Annotated in this window: 15 protein-coding genes; 3 read left to right on the forward strand and 12 right to left on the reverse strand. The window is 66.8% G+C overall.

The window, feature by feature from the left end; all coding sequences use genetic code 11:
• Positions 1-17: 17 nt before the first annotated feature.
• From G486_RS0103745 to G486_RS0103785, 9 genes are all read right to left on the reverse strand, one after another.
• Complete coding sequence (locus tag G486_RS0103745; protein ID WP_027014323.1) at positions 18-1,406, reverse strand: FAD-binding oxidoreductase; 1,389 nt, start codon at positions 1,404-1,406, stop codon at positions 18-20.
• Positions 1,407-1,420: 14 nt separating this feature from the next.
• Positions 1,421-2,716 (reverse strand): imidazolonepropionase, encoded by a 1,296-nt coding sequence (gene hutI / locus G486_RS21480; RefSeq protein WP_051303104.1) that lies wholly within the window; start codon positions 2,714-2,716, stop codon positions 1,421-1,423.
• 137 nt (positions 2,717-2,853) lie between these two features.
• Complete coding sequence (locus G486_RS0103755) at positions 2,854-3,420, reverse strand: HutD/Ves family protein (protein WP_027014324.1); 567 nt, start codon at positions 3,418-3,420, stop codon at positions 2,854-2,856.
• Positions 3,421-3,459: 39 nt separating this feature from the next.
• Positions 3,460-5,175, reverse strand: a complete 1,716-nt coding sequence (gene hutU, locus G486_RS0103760) for a urocanate hydratase (RefSeq protein ID WP_027014325.1) — start codon at positions 5,173-5,175, stop codon at positions 3,460-3,462.
• 39 nt (positions 5,176-5,214) lie between these two features.
• The gene (gene hutH, locus G486_RS0103765; RefSeq protein ID WP_027014326.1) at positions 5,215-6,786 is read right to left on the reverse strand and encodes a histidine ammonia-lyase; all 1,572 of its coding nucleotides are present in this window, start codon (positions 6,784-6,786) and stop codon (positions 5,215-5,217) included.
• Positions 6,787-6,850: 64 nt separating this feature from the next.
• Entirely contained in the window at positions 6,851-7,621 is a 771-nt protein-coding gene (gene hutC / locus G486_RS0103770; protein ID WP_027014327.1) for a histidine utilization repressor, read from the reverse strand.
• A gap of 26 nt (positions 7,622-7,647) precedes the next feature.
• On the reverse strand, positions 7,648-8,427 hold the full coding sequence (locus G486_RS0103775) for an ABC transporter ATP-binding protein (protein ID WP_027014328.1): 780 nt from the start codon (positions 8,425-8,427) through the stop codon (positions 7,648-7,650).
• Positions 8,427-9,287, reverse strand: a complete 861-nt coding sequence (locus G486_RS0103780) for an ABC transporter permease (protein ID WP_407059785.1) — start codon at positions 9,285-9,287, stop codon at positions 8,427-8,429. Before G486_RS0103780 ends, G486_RS0103775 begins: the two co-directional genes overlap by 1 nt.
• Before the next feature lie 16 nt (positions 9,288-9,303).
• A complete protein-coding gene (locus G486_RS0103785; RefSeq protein ID WP_027014330.1) occupies positions 9,304-10,248 on the reverse strand; it encodes an ABC transporter substrate-binding protein in 945 nt (314 codons plus the stop codon).
• 491 nt (positions 10,249-10,739) lie between these two features.
• Between G486_RS0103785 and recQ the strand changes: the two genes are divergently transcribed.
• Positions 10,740-12,647, forward strand: coding sequence for a DNA helicase RecQ (recQ, locus tag G486_RS0103790; RefSeq protein ID WP_027014331.1), 1,908 nt, complete (start codon positions 10,740-10,742; stop codon positions 12,645-12,647).
• Positions 12,648-12,746: 99 nt separating this feature from the next.
• Here recQ and G486_RS21485 read toward each other — a convergent pair whose 3' ends face one another.
• Positions 12,747-13,220 carry a MarR family winged helix-turn-helix transcriptional regulator gene (locus G486_RS21485; RefSeq protein ID WP_051303106.1) on the reverse strand — a complete coding sequence of 158 codons (474 nt, stop codon included), beginning with the start codon at positions 13,218-13,220 and terminating at the stop codon, positions 12,747-12,749.
• A gap of 181 nt (positions 13,221-13,401) precedes the next feature.
• Between G486_RS21485 and G486_RS0103800 the strand changes: the two genes are divergently transcribed.
• Together G486_RS0103800 and G486_RS0103805 are read left to right on the forward strand one after the other, a co-directional pair.
• A complete protein-coding gene (locus G486_RS0103800; RefSeq protein WP_027014332.1) occupies positions 13,402-14,346 on the forward strand; it encodes an amidohydrolase family protein in 945 nt (314 codons plus the stop codon).
• A 49-nt stretch (positions 14,347-14,395) separates the two neighbouring features.
• Positions 14,396-15,403 (forward strand): tripartite tricarboxylate transporter substrate binding protein, encoded by a 1,008-nt coding sequence (locus G486_RS0103805; protein ID WP_034386580.1) that lies wholly within the window; start codon positions 14,396-14,398, stop codon positions 15,401-15,403.
• 102 nt (positions 15,404-15,505) lie between these two features.
• Here G486_RS0103805 and G486_RS0103810 read toward each other — a convergent pair whose 3' ends face one another.
• Both G486_RS0103810 and G486_RS0103815 read right to left on the reverse strand, forming a co-directional pair.
• Entirely contained in the window at positions 15,506-16,294 is a 789-nt protein-coding gene (locus G486_RS0103810) for a DUF4198 domain-containing protein (protein WP_027014334.1), read from the reverse strand.
• A gap of 77 nt (positions 16,295-16,371) precedes the next feature.
• Positions 16,372-16,872: an EF-hand domain-containing protein gene (locus tag G486_RS0103815; RefSeq protein WP_027014335.1), complete on the reverse strand. Its 501-nt coding sequence runs from the start codon at positions 16,870-16,872 to the stop codon at positions 16,372-16,374.
• Positions 16,873-16,916 lie beyond the last annotated feature (44 nt).

Raw genomic sequence — 16,916 nt, forward strand, 5'->3', positions numbered from 1 at the left:
TGCTCTGGGGACGGGGCTCAGTCCAGAATCTTGCCGGGGTTGAGAAGCTGCAAGGGGTCTAGTGCCTGCTTGATGGCGCGCATGGCAGCCAGCTCGGCGGGCGTGCGGCTGGCTGCGAGAAACGGTTTCTTGTGCAGGCCTATGCCGTGTTCGGCCGAGATGCTGCCGCCGAACTCGGCAACCAGGCGGTAGAGCTCGGCCTCCACGGCCTCGCATTCACCGTTCACCGTGGCGCCGTCGGTGGAGACATGCAGGTTGCCGTCGCCCACATGGCCGAAGAACAGGCTGTGCTGGCCCGGCCAGCGCGCGTCGAACGCGGTCTGCACCGCATCGGCAAAGCGGCCGATGTCGGCCTGGGGCAGGCTGACGTCGAAGTTGATCGCCGGATGCATGTTCTTGTTGAGCTCGGCCGGGGCTTCGCGCAGCTGCCACAGCCGGCGTGCCTGGGCCACGGACTGGGCGATCACGGCATCGCCGACTTCGCCGGCCTGCATGGCCTCGCCCAGAAGCTCCTGCACGGCCGTGCGCAGGTCGGCTTCATCCCTGCCGTCCACATCGATCAGGGCGAGCAGCGCATGCGCCTGTGCAAACGGCGGCGCAAGCTTTTGCCAGTCCACGGAGGCGCGCACAAAGCTGTCCCACATGAGCTCGAAAGCCGCCACGCCGTTGCCAAAGCGCTGCTGCATGCGCGCGAGCACGGCCAGGGCCGCATCGAAGCCGGGCATGGCCACCAGGGCCGTGGTCCTGGCCTGGGGCGCGGGCCGCAGGCGCAGCAGGGCGCGCGTGACAATGCCCAGCGTGCCTTCGGCGCCGATGAAGAACTGCTTGAGGTCATAGCCGGTGTTGTTCTTGAGCATGGGGCGCAGCATGGGCAGCAGGCTGCCGTCGGCCAGCACCACCTCCAGGCCCAGCACCTGCTCGCGCATCATGCCGTGCTGCAGCACGCCGTTGCCGCCCGCATTGGTGGCGATGTTGCCGCCTATCTGGCAGCTGCCGCGCGCGCCCAGGTCCACGCCGAACACCAGGCCTGCGGCCTGGGCCGCCTGCTGCACGGCCTGCAGCGTGGCGCCGGCCTGCACGCGCATCACGGCCGTGCGCGGGTCCACGCTTTCTATGGCCTGCATGCGTTCCAGCGACAGGGCCACGGTGTGCGCGCCGGGCACGGCCGCGCCCGCCAGGCCCGTGAGCCCGCCCTGGGGCACGACGGGGATGCGGTGCCGGCTGCACAGGCGCATCAGCGCGCAGACCTCTTCCGTGCTGCGCGCGCGTACCAGGGCCAGCGGCTGTTGGGGCGGGGTGCCGCTCCAGTCGGTGCGGTAGCGTTCGGGCGCGCCGCGCTGGGCCACATCGGTGCCCAGCGTGGCGATGAGTTCCTGCAGAAAGCGTTCTTGGGTGGTTTCAGGCATGGGCGTAGAGGTCTTCAGGAGTTGCTCGGGTGCATCCCCTCATGCCCCGGGTCATTGCCCGACTGGACCACGCCGCGTACCACGCGGCCCTGGCGGACTATGGTGCAGTCGGGCTTTTGCCCGAACCAGTAGGCCAGTTCGGCCGCATGCTGCACGGGCCACAGCACGAAGTTCGCGGGCCGGCCCGCAGCGAGCAGGCCGTGTTCGTGTTCGAGGCCCAGGGCGCGCGCTGCATGGCGGGTGATGCCGGCCAGGGCCTCGGGCACGGTGAGCCGGAACAGGGTGCAGGCCATGTTGGTCATGAGCAGCAGACTCAGGGCAGGAGAGGTGCCTGGATTGTGATCGGTGGCCACCGCCATGGGAACCCCGGCCGCGCGCAAGTCTGCAATGGGTGGCACCTGGGTGTCGCGCAGCGTGTAGAAGGCGCCGGGCAGAAGCACGGCCACGGTGCCTGCGCTGGCCATGGCCTCGATGCCGCGTGCGGACAGGTGTTCGATATGGTCGCAGGACAGCGCCCTGTGGCGCGCGGCCAGCGCCGCGCCTTCCATGTTGGACAACTGCTCGGCATGCAGCTTGACGCGCAGGCCCAGCCGGTGCGCGGCCTCGAAGACCTGTTCGGTCTGGGCCAGGGAGAAGGCGATGCGCTCGCAGAACACGTCCACGGCATCGACCAGGCCTTCGGCGGCCAGCGCGGGCAGCATCTCTTCGCAGACCCGGTCGATGTAGTCCTGGCTGCGCCCGGCATATTCGGGCGGCAGCGCATGCGCGCCCAGAAAGCTGGTGCGCACGGTCACGCCGCAGGCCTGGCCCAGCCTGCGCGCCACGCGCAGCTGCTTGCGCTCGTGCGCCAGCGCCAGGCCGTAGCCCGACTTGATCTCTATGGCGCACACGCCTTCGTCCAGCAATTGCTGCAGGCGCGGCAGGGCCTGCGCGAACAGTTCGTCCTCGCTGGCGGCGCGCGTGGCCCGGACGCTGGAGACGATGCCGCCACCGGCCCGGGCGATTTCCTCATAGCTGGCGCCGGCCAGCCGCATCGCGAACTCGCCCGCGCGCTCGCCGCCGTAGACCAGGTGGGTGTGGCAGTCCACCAGGCCCGGCGTGACCAGGCGGCCAGCGCCATCGTGCACGGCCAGGCCCTGGTAGGCCGCTGGCATGGCGTCCTGCGGGCCCAGCCAGACCATGCGCGCCTGCTGCACCACGATGCAGGCCGGGGCCGCGTCGGCCAGAGGCGCATCGGCCTCGAACAGGCCGGGCGCGAGGCGCAGATTGCGCCAGCAACCGTCGGCAGACGGGGCATGGGCTGGCGTCATGGCCGGGTCTCCTTTGTGCATGAATTGAATTTGATAGCGGCTACCACGCTTCACACAATCATTTCACTATGAAAGTGGCTTGAATTGTCCATATGGCAAGTGGTGGCAGCTCTTGTTTGCATAGCGATACTTGGGGGCTACAGCTGTTGGAGGCGAACCAGCAGCAGGCGGCTGTCCGCGTCCCCGGGTTGCAGCTGCATGGCGGGCCAGGGCCTGCTCCAGTGCCGGCCCTGGCCTGGCTGCAGCCGTGCGCCCCGGGGGCCACGCAGGGCAAAGCTGCCCTGCAGCACCAGGCACAGGCCGGCATCCGCGCAGCCCGCCGTTACGGGCGTTTCGCACACCTGCAGCCTGGCCGTCCACTGGCCGCGCCGCACCATGACGTTGAAGTCCTCGCTGGCCGCGCCCGGCAGCGCACAGTCCAGCGGCGTCTCGCCCGCAAACGCAAACGGCTGCCAGCGCTGATCGAGCCGCTGGTCCACGCCCGGGCCGCGCAGGTGCACGCCGTCGCCGGCGAGCAGCAGAATGTGCCGGTCCACGCCCGCAAAGCGCGAGAACGGCCCGGGCCGCGCAATCTCGGCCACGCTGATGCGCCAGCCGAAATCGTCAAGGCCCGCGCCCGGCGGCCAGCACACGATCTCGCGCGTGCTGCCGCCGCCGTTCTTCCAGGGGCTGGGTGCGATCTGGCTCAGGTCAAAGTCTTGCATGAGCTGTTTCCCTAGGAGCGTGTTCGTCCAGGGCGGTGCTCATTTCACCATCGGCAAGTTCAACCCATGGCGCTTGGAGGCTTGCACGGCCATGTCATAGCCCGCATCCGCATGGCGCATCACGCCCGTGGCCGGGTCGTTCCACAGCACACGGCCCAGGCGGGCGGCGGCTTCAGGGGTGCCGTCGGCCACGATGACCACGCCTGCATGCTGGGAGTAGCCCATGCCCACGCCGCCGCCATGGTGCAGGCTGACCCAGGTGGCGCCGCCTGCGGTGTTGAGCAGGGCGTTCAAGAGCGGCCAGTCGGAGACCGCATCGGTGCCGTCCTTCATGGCCTCGGTCTCGCGGTTGGGGCTGGCCACGGAGCCGCAGTCCAGGTGGTCGCGGCCGATGACGATGGGCGCCTTGAGCTCGCCGCTTCTGGCCATCTCGTTGAAGGCCAGCGCGGCCTGGTGGCGCTCGCCCAGGCCCAGCCAGCAGATGCGCGCGGGCAGGCCCTGGAAGGCGATGCGCTCGCGCGCCATGTCCAGCCAGCGGTGGGTGTGGCGGTTGTCGGGGAACAGCTCCTTGATCTTGGCATCGGTCCTGTAGATGTCCTCGGGATCGCCTGAAAGCGCGACCCAGCGAAACGGCCCCTTGCCTTCGCAGAACAGCGGGCGGATATAGGCGGGCACAAAGCCGGGGAAGTCGAAGGCGTTTTTCACGCCCTCGTCCAGGGCCACCTGGCGGATGTTGTTGCCGTAGTCCACCGTGGGCACGCCCATGGCCTGGAAGTCCAGCATGGCCTGCACATGCCGGGCACAGCTCTGGGCTGCAGCCTTTCTGAGTCTGGCGTGCTGGGCAGGATCGGCCGCTGCGGCCTGCCATTGCGCCACGGACCAGCCCATGGGCAGATAGCCGTTGACCAAATCGTGGGCCGAGGTCTGGTCGGTCACGATGTCGGGCTTGGGGCCGCCGGCCCTGGCACGCTTGACCAGCTCGGGCAGCACCTCGGCCGCATTGCCCAGCAGGGCGATGGAGACGGCTTCGCCCCGGGCCGTGTGGTGCTTGATGAGGGCCAGCGCGTCATCGATGTCCCTGGCCTGCTTGTCCACATAGCGGGTGCGCAGGCGAAAGTCGATGCTGGCCTGCTTGCACTCGATATTCAGCGAGCAGGCGCCGGCCAGCGTGGCCGCCAGCGGCTGGGCGCCGCCCATGCCGCCCAGGCCGGCGGTGAGAATCCATTTGCCTGTGAGATCGTTGCCGTAGTGCTGGCGTCCGGCTTCGACAAAGGTCTCGAACGTGCCTTGCACAATGCCCTGGCTGCCGATGTAGATCCAGCTGCCGGCCGTCATCTGGCCGTACATGAACAGGCCTTTTTGATCGAGCTCGTTGAACTTCTCCCAGCTGGCCCACTTGGGCACCAGGTTGGAGTTGGCCAGCAGCACGCGCGGTGCATCGCGGTGGGTCTTGAACACGCCCACGGGCTTGCCCGACTGGATCAGCAGGGACTCGTCGGCCTCCAGCTGCTTGAGCGATTCCAGGATCTGGTCATAGCACTCCCAGTTGCGCGCCGCGCGGCCTATGCCGCCGTAGACCACCAGGGCCTGGGGGTTCTCGGCCACGTCGGGGTCCAGATTGTTCTGCAGCATGCGGTAGGCGGCCTCGGCCAGCCAGTTTCTGCAGTGCAGGGCGCTGCCATGCGGGGCGCGGATGATGCGGCTGGCGTCGTGGCGCGGGTCTGCGGGCTGGAGCATGGAATCAGGGGCGTTCATGGCGGTCTCCTGGAAATGCGGTGGTGGACGGGCGGGCATTCATGCGCCCGCATGGCTGGGCAGGTGGCGTGCAACGGCCTGGGGCCAGGTCGTCTCCAGCGCCCAGCGGCTCATGGCCTCGATGTCCGGGGCCAGGTAGCGGTCGCGGTCCAGGTGGGGCACCTGGCTGCGGATCAGCGCATGCTGGGCCTCGATCAGCGGCGAGCTCTTGAGGCTGCGGTCGAAGTCCATGCCCTGGGCTGCGGCCATGGCTTCCACGCCCACGATGACCGAGGTGTTGCGCGCCATGTCGGCCAGGCGGCGCGCGCCATAGGTGGCCATGGACACATGGTCTTCCTGGTTGGCCGAGGTCGGCAGGCTGGTCACGCTGCTGGGATTGGCCAGGCACTGGTTCTCGGCGGCCAGGGCTGCGGCCGTGACCTGGGCGATCATGAAGCCCGAGTTCACGCCGCTGTCGGCAATGAGAAAGGCCGGCAGGCCGGACAGGCCCGTGTCCAGCAGCAAGGCCATGCGGCGCTCGGAGATGGCGCCGATCTCGGCCAGGGCCAGGGCGATGATGTCGGCCGCGAAGGCCACGGGCTCGGCATGGAAGTTGCCGCCCGAGATCACATCGCCGTTGTCGAAGACCAGCGGATTGTCCGAGGCCGCATTGGCCTCGATGGTCAGCACGCGCGCCGCATGCGCCAGATTGTCCAGGCAGGCGCCCATGACCTGGGGCACGCAGCGGATCGAATACGGGTCCTGCACGCGGCCGCAATCGGGGTGGGAGGGATCGATGGCGCTGCCGTCCAGCAGCTCGCGCACGGCCGCAGCCACGGCAATCTGGCCGGGCTGGCCGCGCGCTTCGTGGATGCGCGCATCGAAAGGCTTGACCGAGCCCTTGATGGCCTCCAGCGTGAGGCAGCCTGCGACGAGGCCGGCCGCGAGCACGCTCTCGGCCTGGAACAGCCCGGCCAGCGCCAGGGCCGTGGAGACCTGGGTGCCGTTGAGCAGGGCCAGGCCTTCCTTGGGGCCGAGCACAAAGGGTTCTAGCCCTATATGGGCCATGGCCTCACGGCCCGGCACCAGCCGGCCGCCTATTCTGGCCTGGCCCTCGCCGATCAGCACGCAGGCCAGATGGGACAGCGGCGCCAGATCGCCCGAGGCGCCCACCGAGCCCTTGGACGGAATCACGGGCAGCACATCCGCATTGGCCAGCGCCAGCAGCGCATCCACGATCGCAGGCCGCACGCCCGAATGGCCGCGCGCGAGGCTGATGGCCTTGGTCGCCAGCACCAGGCGCACCACGGCATCGCTCAGGGGCTCGCCCGTGCCCACGCTGTGCGAGAGCACGAGATTGCGCTGCAGCTCGGCCAGGCGCTCATGGGCGATCCTGGTCGAGGCCAGCTTGCCAAAGCCGGTGTTGATGCCGTAGACCACCTGATCCTCATCGACGATGTGCTGCACATGGGCCTGGGCCGCGCGCATGCGCTCATAGGCCCGGGCGGCGAGCGCCAGGCGCGGCGCCTGGCCGTAGATGGCGCGCAGCTGGGCCAGGCCCACGGCTGCGGGCTCCAGCATGAGGGTGGCGGTGCGGGGGCAGGGGCGCTGCAGAGATGTGATGGTGTTCATGGCTATACCTGTCTATACATGAGTGGTCGAGCAAAGGGCGGTGCGGCAGCGGCAGGGCAGGGGCTCAGCCCTCCTGCTGCGATCCGTCGGTACGGAAGCGGCTGCCGAGCCGGTAGCGCATGCCCGGGTGCAGGCAGTGCACCCAGGTCACGGGAGTGCCGCGCAGCCAGGTGCGGCGGGTCAGCATCAGGCAGGGCTGCCCGGCCTGCATCTGCAGCCAGCGCGCCTGCTCGGCCGTGGGCAGTATGGCGTCGACCACATGCTCGATCTGGTCGAAGGCCACATTGCGAACCAGATAAACCGAGGGCTGTATCAGCGAGAAATCCTGCTCCATGAAGGCCGGCGCCATGCGCGGGTTCACATAGCGGTTTTCGAGCTGCACGGGCACTTCGTTCTCGAAGTGCACGCCCTGCAGGTGAAAGACCGAGGCGCCTATGGGCAAGTCCAGTGCCGTGGCCACCTCGGGCGAGGCCGAGATGCGGCTCACGCCCAGCAGCTCGAAGCGGTGGTCGTGGCCGCGCTGCTCTATCTCCTCGGCGATGTTCGCAATGCGCAGCAGCGTGGATTGGGGCTTTTCCTCGGCCACGAACGAGCCCACGCCGGCCACGCGCACGATCACGCCCTGGCCGGCGAGCTCGCGCAGCGCGCGGTTGGCCGTCATGCGTGCCACGCCGAACTCCTGCACCAGCTCCTGCTCCGAGGGCACGCGCTCGCCGGCGGCCAGGGAGCCATCGGCGATCTTGCGCAGCACATGGTCCTTGACCTGCTGGTAGAGCGCCACCGAGGCGGCGGGGCTGGCTGTGGGCTTGCGGGAAGAGGCGGTGCGAGAGGACATGGAAGGCTGAGGCAATTGCAAAGGCCCTAGTGTGCGACAGCCGCAATGGCCTCGGCACGAATCTCCTCGGTGAGCCTGGCCTTGAACTCCATGAACGCAGGCGTGGTCTTGACCGTGTAATGGCGCGGGTGGGGCAGGTTCACGGGGATATCGGACTTGATGCGCCCGGGCCGGGCGCTGAACACGGCCACGCGGCTGGCCATGAAGATGGCCTCGTCGATATCGTGGGTCACGAACAGCACGGTCTTGCGCTCGGCCTCCCAGATGCCCAGCAGCAGCTCCTGCATGAGCACGCGCGTCTGGTTGTCCAGCGCGCCAAAGGGCTCGTCCATGAGCAGTATCTTGGGGTCGTTGGCCAGGGCGCGCGCAATCGCTACGCGCTGCTGCATGCCGCCCGAGAGCTGCTTGGGGTAATGGTTCTCGAAGCCGCGCAGCCCCACCTTGGCGATGAAGTAGTCGCAGCGCTCCTTTTGCAAGGCCGCGGTCACGCCCTTCTCGCGCAGGCCGAAGCGGATGTTTTGCTCCACATCGAGCCAGGGAAACAGCGTATAGCTCTGGAACACCATGCCGCGGTCCGCGCCCGGCCCGGTGACCGCGCGGCCGTCGAGCAGCACCTGGCCGGTGCTCGGAAAATCCAGCCCCGCAACGATGCGCAGCATGGTGGACTTGCCGCAGCCCGAGGGCCCGAGAATGGTCACGAAGTCGTTTTCCCCGACCTCGAAGTCCACGGGCAGCAAGGCCTGGGTGCTTTTGCCGCCAGGGCCGGCGAAGCTGCGCGAGACGGCTTGAATGGACAGCTGGTTCATCACAAGGTGCTCCACTTGAACAGGCGCTGATTGATGGTCTTGAACAGGAAGTCGGACACCAGGCCGATCAGGCCGATGACGATGATGCCGAAGATGATCTGCCCGGTATTGAGCAAGGCCTGGCTGTCCACGATCATGTGGCCTATGCCCGAGGACGAGCCGATCAGTTCGGCCACGATCACATAGGTCCAGGCCCAGCCCAGCACCAGGCGCAGGGTCTCGGCAATGCCGGGCGCGGCGCCCGGGATCAGCACGCTGCGCACCACGCCGGTGTCCGTGGCGCCCAGCGTATAGGCGGCTTCGACCAGATCCTTGCGCGCGCTGCCCACGGTCACGGCCACCATGAGAGCGATCTGGAACACCGAGCCTATGAAGATCACCAGCAGCTTCTGGGTCTCGCCCACGCCGGCCCACAGAATCAGCAAGGGAATGAAGGCCGAGGCCGGCAGATAGCGGCAAAACGAGACAAAGGGCTCGAAGAACGCCTCCACGGGCTTCCAGGCCCCCATGGCAATGCCCAGGGGCACGGCCACGGCGCTGGCCAGGATGAAGCCGCCCATGACGCGCCAGACCGTCATGCCTATGTCGTGCGCAAAACCGTATTCGGTAAACAGCAGATAGCCTTCGCGCAGCATGGTGATGGGGCTGGCCAGAAAGGTGGGCGAGACAAAGCCGCCCAGCGTGAACGCCGCCCACACGGCCACGAAGACCATGAAGAAGGCCAGGCCCAGCATCCAGCGGGCTCTGGAGCCCACGGGCTCCAGCGGCGCCAGGGTGCGCCGCCGGGGGGCGGTCGGCAGATGGGCCGCGCCCTGGGCGCCGGCGCTGGGGCGGGTGATGGTTGCGGTGGCCGCGTGCATGTGGGGTCCTCCGGGCTTACTGGATGAAGCTGGCGTCATACATTGCGCCATAGTTCTCGGGCAGGGCGCGTATGACGCCGGCCTCCTTGAGGATCTGGGCCGACTCCTTCATGAAGGGCAGCAGCTCGCTGGCAAAGAACTTCTGGTTGTCCGCGCGGTTCGCCCATTGGAGAAAGGCCGCGGACTTGCCGAACTGCTCGCCGCTTTGCTTGACGGCTGCGCCCATGATCTCGTAGCTTTTTGTCTTGTCCGCCTCGATCAGGGCCACGGCATCGAAGTAGGACTGGGCCAGGGCCCGGGCTGCGGCGCCGTTGGCCTTGAGCCACTTTGGATCGCAGCCCACGGTGTCCATGACCATGGGATAGTCGATGGTGGTTGCGAGAATCTTGCCCGCGCCGGGGTTGGCGCGCACCGTGGACAGATAGGGCTCGTAGCTCATGGCCGCATCGTTTTGCCCGGCGACAAAGGCCTGGGCCGCAGGCTGGGGTTCGAGCGAGACGGTCTTCACATCCTTGATGGACATGCCGTTCTTGCTCAGCATCCAGGCCAGGCCGAAAAAGGGCGCCGTGCCCGGCGCGCTCACGGCCACGGTTCTGCCGCGGAGATCGGCAAAGCTGTTGATGCCGTTGCGCACCGCAATGCCGTCGGCGCCGAAGGACTTGTCCATCTGGAAGATCTGGACGATGGGCACGCCATTCGTGTTCCAGGCCACATGGGTCTCGATGGTCGTGACCGCGCACTGGATGGCGCCCGAGGCCAGGGCCAGATGCCTGTCCTTTTGCGGGATCAGGCGCAGATCCACATCCAGCCCGTTTTTCTTGAACAGGCCTGCCTTGTCGGCCAGGCTCAAGGGGCCGAAACCGGTCCAGCCCGACATGCCCAGCGTGATCCGGGTCTCGGCGGCAGCGGCATTTTGCAGGGGTGAGGCCAAAGACAAGGCCAGTGCGGCCAGAGGCCACAAGAGGGAGAGACGGGACGCGGGTGCTGGCTTCACGAGAACCTCCTGGATCAGGACATGAGAGGGGAAAGCGCTGCAGGGGCTGGGCTTTTTCAACTTTCGGGCCACAGTTTGCGATGCATTGAGTAGTCATGTATATACAGTATTACCCCTGCAAGTATTTATACAAAAATTTCCATTTAAATCATTGCCTTGAATTGGAAAAATGCTTTTGAAAGGCACGGTAAAAAGCGTATTGAAAAGCTTGGTTATGCGCAGTATTGGAATCCTGTATAGATGAAGTCCGGGCGCAGTTCCGGGATGCCTGCCGCTCGCGCCCGGGTGGGGCGGCACGGTGTGCGTAGGCAGGCGGTTATTCGCATTCGCGGGCAAGCCCCGCGTGCCGGGCGCACAATCGGGGGTTCTCGCCGCCGGCCTGGCCGGCGCTGCGTGCCTCTTCGCCATCCGGGTCCCGCCGTCCCGGCACTCGCCGCTCTTCATAGGAAAAAAATATCTTGTCCGCCGCGCATTCCGTCCTGCACGCCGTCTTTGGCTACGCGCAATTTCGCGGCCCGCAGCAAGCCATCGTCAGCCATGTCATTGGCGGCGGCGATGCGCTGGTGCTCATGCCCACGGGCGGTGGCAAAAGCCTGTGCTATCAGGTGCCGGCCATCGTGCGCCAGCAGGCCGGCCACGGCGTGGCCGTGGTGGTCTCGCCGCTGATCGCGCTCATGCACGACCAGGTGGGAGCGCTGCACGAGGCCGGGGTCAGCGCGGCCTATCTCAACTCCACCCTCTCCTATGAGGAGACTCAGGAGGTCGAGTGGCGGCTGCAGGGCGGCGACATCACCCTGCTCTATGCGGCGCCCGAGCGCCTGAACACGCCGCGCTTTCTGGGCCTGCTCGACGACCTGCATGCCCAGGGCAAGCTGTCGCTGTTCGCGATCGACGAGGCGCACTGCGTGAGCCAGTGGGGCCATGATTTCCGGCCCGAGTACCGCGCGCTCACGCTGCTGCACGAGCGCTATGCGGGTGTGCCGCGCATTGCGCTCACGGCCACGGCCGACGCGCTCACGCGCGCCGATATCGTCGAGCGCCTGCAGCTGGAGGAGGCGCGCCACTTCATCAGCAGCTTCGATCGGCCCAACATCCGCTACAAGATCGCCGAGAAAAAGGATGTGAGCAACCAGTTGCTGCGCTTCATAGAGCGCGAGCACGAGGGCGAGGCCGGCGTGGTCTATTGCCAGTCGCGCAAGCGCGTGGAGGAGCTGGCTCAGACGCTGAGCCAGGCCGGCATCGCGGCCCTGCCCTACCACGCAGGCCTGCCCGCCGAGATGCGCCAGCAGCACCAGGACCGCTTTTTGCGCGAGGACGGCATCGTCATGGTGGCCACCATCGCCTTCGGCATGGGCATCAACAAGCCCGATGTGCGCTTTGTGGCGCATGTGGACATGCCCAAGAACATCGAAGGCTACTACCAGGAAACGGGCCGTGCGGGCCGCGACGGCCTGCCCGCCGATGCCTGGATGGCCTATGGCCTGTCGGACGTGGTCAACCAGCGACGCATGATCGACGAAAGCCCGGCCGAGGAAGAGTTCAAGCAGGTCATGCGCGGCAAGCTCGACGCCTTGCTGAGCCTGGCCGAGGCCACGGACTGCCGCCGCGTGCGCCTGCTTTCCTACTTTGGCGAGCAGTACGGCCAGCCCCCGGACGAGGACGGCCGGCCCCTGCAAAGCGCGGCCAGAAGCACCTGTGGCAATTGCGACAACTGTCTTGCGCCGCCTGCGCTGTGGGACGGCACGGATGCGGCGCGCAAGCTCCTGTCCACCATCTACCGCGTGCACGAGATGAGCCAGCTGACCTTTGGCGCAGGCCACATCATGGATGTGCTGCGCGGCAAGGACACGGACAAGGTGCGCCAGTACGGGCATGAAAAGCTCTCCACCTTCGGCATAGGCAAGGAGTACAGCGAGCCCCAACTGCGTGCCGTGATGCGTCAGCTGCTGGCCACGGGGGCCCTGGGCCTGCACAAGATCACCAGCGAGAACAGCGGCTACAGCTTCGACACGCTGAGCCTGGCCGAAGGCTCGCGCGCCGTGCTGCGCGGCGAGGTCGAGGTGCAGCTGCGCGAGGCCGTGGCCGCATCGCGCAGCAAGAGCTCCAAGCGCGCAGCCAAGCCCAATGTGGCCGCCGCCAGCCTGGGGCCCGATGCCCAGGTGCGCTTCATCAACCTCAAGGCCTGGCGCGCCGAGGTCGCACGCGAACACAACCTGCCCGCGTATGTGATCTTCCACGACGCCACGCTGGCCGCGATCGCCGAGCGCAACCCCGCCACGCTGGCCGACCTGCAGGGCATCAACGGCATGGGCGCGAAGAAGCTCGAAGCCTATGGAGCCGAGGTGCTGCGCGTGGTCGGCGGATGAGCTACAAAAAAAGAAGCGACTTGCGCGCTTCCCGCCTAGGTTTCAGATAGAAATATGGCTGAATTGCGCTAAATAAAGGCGCTATCAGCTATCAAAAAATCAGGCCAGCGTGATCAGCCGCTGCAGGGCCTGGGTGAACTGGTCTATGTCGCAGCCCTGCAAGGCCGCGTGCAGCTGGGCCTCGTGCTCCTGCACCATTCGCCTGAGCTTGGTCCTGAGCTTGCGCCCCTCGGGCGTGAGCTTGATCATCACGGCCCTGCGGTCCTCGGGCAGGCGCACGCGCTCCACCAGGCCGCGCTCCACGAGCTTGTCCACCAGCGGCACCATGGATGAGCGCGTCAGCCCCAGGCCCTGGGCGAGCACGCCCTGGGCCACGGTGGGGTTGTGGCTGAGTATCTCCAGTGCGCCGTGCATGGCCGTGGTCAGCTGCATGCGCGCCAGCTTCTGATCCAGGTCGCGCAGCGCGGCCGCATGCGCGCGGCGCAGGTGGTAGCCCACCATGGAGGGCAGCTCGCCCAGGCAGATGGAGTCGGCGCAGTTCGCGGCTTGGGAGGTTTTGGCAGTGCTTGGCATGTTTGAAGGCCGAGCATACCAGCGCGCAACGCCTTTTGCGGCTTCCGTGGAATCTGGTTGATGCTGGAATGTTCGATATCAAATTGTTTGACATCAAACAATATAGATCCTAGACTTCGAGCAGCCTTCAAAGCTGCTGCCAGCTGTCGTGCAGCACCACAACACACGGAGACCTCACGCCATGTTCGTCGTCGACAACCACATCCACCTGGGCCAGCCCGGAGTCCATGTCTCGGACTACATCTACAAGCAGCTTCGCAAGAACTGGACCGAGCGCGGCTTTCGCTATCACAGCGCCGACGTGGCCACCGAGCGGCGCGACGGCGCCCTGCTGGTCAATGTCATGGATGAGGTCGGCATCGACGTGTGCTGCGTGCTTGCGGGCAACTGGAACCGCGTGCTGCCGCCCGAGCAGCGCCCCTACAACGTGCCCAATGCCTTCGTGGCCGACCAGGTGGCCTCGTCGGGCGGGCGGCTGATCGGCATCTGCAGCGTGGACCCGATCCTCGATCCCTGGGGCGCGGCCGACGAGCTCGAGCGCTGCGTGCGCGATCTCGACTTTCGCGGCTGCAAGCTCTATCCCACCTATGCGCATTTCGATCCACGCGACAAGGTCTGCGATCCGCTGTACGAGGCTGCCTCGGCCCTGGGCGTGCCCATTCACTTTCACATGGGCTTCACGCCCGTCTGCGGCGCCGACATGAAGATGCAGCAGCCCTGGCTGCTCGACGAGGTGGGCCAGCGCTTCCCGAATCTCAAGGTCGTGATCTGCCACATGGGCTATCCCTATGCGGAGGAGGCCATGGGCGTGGTCGCGCGCAATCCCAACTTCCATGCCGACCTCAGCGCCCTGGGCTTTTACCATCCGCGCAAGGTCTATCAGCTGATCCACGACTTCGGTTGCGTCAACCCCTGGGAGCGTCTGCTCTACGGCTCGGAAAATCCCTTCATGTGGACGTTTCACAAGACCGTCATGGGCATCAACGATGTGGCCAGGGAGATCGGCATGCCCGAGCTGCCCCAGCAGGCCATCGAGCTGATCCTGGGCGGCAACGCCGCGCGCCTGTACCGCATCGACACGCAGCGCCAGCGCCGCCCTGAGGCGGTCGCCGTGAACACGCCCTGAGCCTGCCCTCGCCAGCCTGCATACCAAGACATAAAGAGGAGACAAATCCATGCAGACGAAGAAGAAACGCCATCTGCTGCACGCGGCGGCAGCCCTTGCCCTGGCCCTGTGCGGTCTGGGCGCTGCGGCCCAGCCCAAGCCCTATCCGCACAAGCTGATCTCCATGGTCGTGCCGTTCACGGCCGGCGGCCCGGCCGATGCCGATGCGCGCGTGGCCCAGCCGCTGCTGCAAAAGCAGTTGGCACAGAACCTGATCGTCGAGAACTATGCGGGCGCGGGCGGCTCCATTGGCGTGGCGCGCGTGCTGGCCCAGCCGGCCGACGGCTACACCCTGCTCATGGCCACGGTCAGCGAGCCCATACTGCCGCCGCTGACCCTGCCGTCCATCAAGTACAAGGCCGAAGACCTGCGCCTGGTCTCCCAGGTCTCCTACACCTATCTGGCCCTGGTCACGCGGCCCGGCCTGGGCGTCAAGAACCTCGACGAGCTGCTGGCCCATGCGCGCAATCCCGCGAACAAGGAGCTGAGCTATGCCACGCCGGGCAACGGCTCGCTGTTCCACCTGGTCAGTGAGCATTTCAAGCAGCAAAGCGGAGCGCGCATGGTGCATGTGCCCTACAAGGGGCTGGCGCCGGCGCTCAACGATCTCATGGGCAACCAGGTGGACGTGGCCTTTTTGCCGCTGGCCGGCAATGTGCCGGGCCTGATCGCCAGCGGCAAGGTCAAGGCCCTGGGAACGACCAGCCCTGCGGGCGCGGCGCCCATGCTGGGCCTGGCCTCGCTCAACGGTTCGGGCGCGGCCAGCCTCAAGGACTTCGTCTATACGGTGTGGACCGGCATCTTCGTGCCCCGCAAGACGCCCGAGGACGTGGTCCAGCAACTGCATGGCGCCGTCAACGCCTTGCTCAAGGGCCCCGAGTACCGCAGCTTCATCCAGGAAAGCGGCGGCATTGCACGCGACGCGGCCCAGCCGCTGGACGAGGCCGCGCGCTTTTTTGCGGCCGAGACGCAAAGACTGCGATCCGTGTTCCAGCTCGTCAAGCTGGAAGTGCATTGACGGGCCCGGATCGGGCGCTGCCGGCTGCAGGCGGGATATCTGGTCATATCGGCCTGTAGCGCTTGTCCAGCAAGCGCTACCTGCTATCAAAAGCAGAGATGCTTATTGCGCCAGCACCCTGAATGTCAAGGTGTAGTTGTTGCCGTACTGCGGTGCCTTGGCGCCTGCCGGGGCATCGCTGCGATAGCGCACCAGGGCCAGGTAGACGCCGGGCTTGGCCGGGGTGTAGGCGATGCGGCCCCGGGCATCGGTCTGCAGGCGCTCCACGCTGTGCTGGCTGGCCATGTCCATGGGGGAGCGGAAGATCTCCACCTTCTGGTCGGCCAGCGGCTGGCCCTGATAGTGCACCAGGAACTCGAACGCCTCGCCCGCGAACAGGTCGCTGGGATGGGTCACGGGCACGATCTCCAGCCCCTCGCCCGAGGCCTTGAGCGCGGCTCTGGTGGGCGAGCCGGCCGTGATGTAGGCCTCGGAAACGGACAGCGACTGGTAGTGGCTCAGCAGCTTGGCGCCTTCAGGCACGGGCGTTGCGGGATCGCGCGCGACCTCGACCTTGCCTGCGCGCTCCCAGGAGCGAAAGATCGCGCCCAGGCGCGGCCCGGTGCTGATGCGGTAGGTACCCTTTTCCTGGGGCAGCTTTTGCTCGGCCACGGTGCGGGTCCTGAACTGGCGCACATCGCCAATCGGGCTGACCGAGCCGTCGGGCGCAGTCAGCGTGAAGCGCGTGTCGCCGAAAGCCACATCGGAGAGAAAGAACTTCTCGGTAAAGCCCGCGTCCATGCTGACCGTGGCGCCGGGCTGGGCCTCGAAGCTCGTGGGCAGCAGATAAGGCGTGTGCGCCTGGGCGGAGAAACAGGCCGCCAGCAGCAGCGGCAGGAGAGGGAGTTTCATGGTGTTCCAATTTCGGTGATCGATGTCGCTGCGCGCCATCCGCATCGTGCTGCGGCCAGCACCGATGCGGCAGAGGCTCAGCGAATGTCCTTTTTCTCGCGCACGTCCCTGTCATCCACGACACCATCGCCGTTCACATCGGCTTCCTTGAAGGTCTTGTCGGCCATGGCCATTTCCTCGTCCAGCGTGAAGCGGCCGTCGCGGTTTTTGTCGACGACGCCGAAGCGCACATGGGCCTGCCTGATGGAGGCTGCATAGCGCGCATCGGGCTCGCGGCCCTGGTATTGCTGCTTGAGGCGGCCTTCGAATTCGGCCACGTATTCCTCTTCGCTGAGCCAGCCGTCGCCGTTCGTGTCGCCGGCCAGAAAACGCTGCTTGCGCACTTCATCGTATTCCTCGCGCGTGACCTTGCCGTCGCGGTTGACGTCGTAGCCGCCGATGAAGGCTGTGGGGCCGTGGCCGCCGGCCGGCTTTGCGGGCCCGTTGGCGGGCGCCGATCCGTTGGCCGCACAGGCCGAGAGCAGGGCGGCGAGGCCGGCAGCAGCCAGCAGGCGGTGGGCGGTGGAAAATTTCTTCATCACAGAAGACTCCTTGGGTTGAGGGCTCACAACAGGGGACGAAA

This window comes from Comamonas composti DSM 21721 (assembly GCF_000429845.1).
In the GTDB taxonomy this organism is placed as follows: domain Bacteria; phylum Pseudomonadota; class Gammaproteobacteria; order Burkholderiales; family Burkholderiaceae_C; genus Comamonas; species Comamonas composti.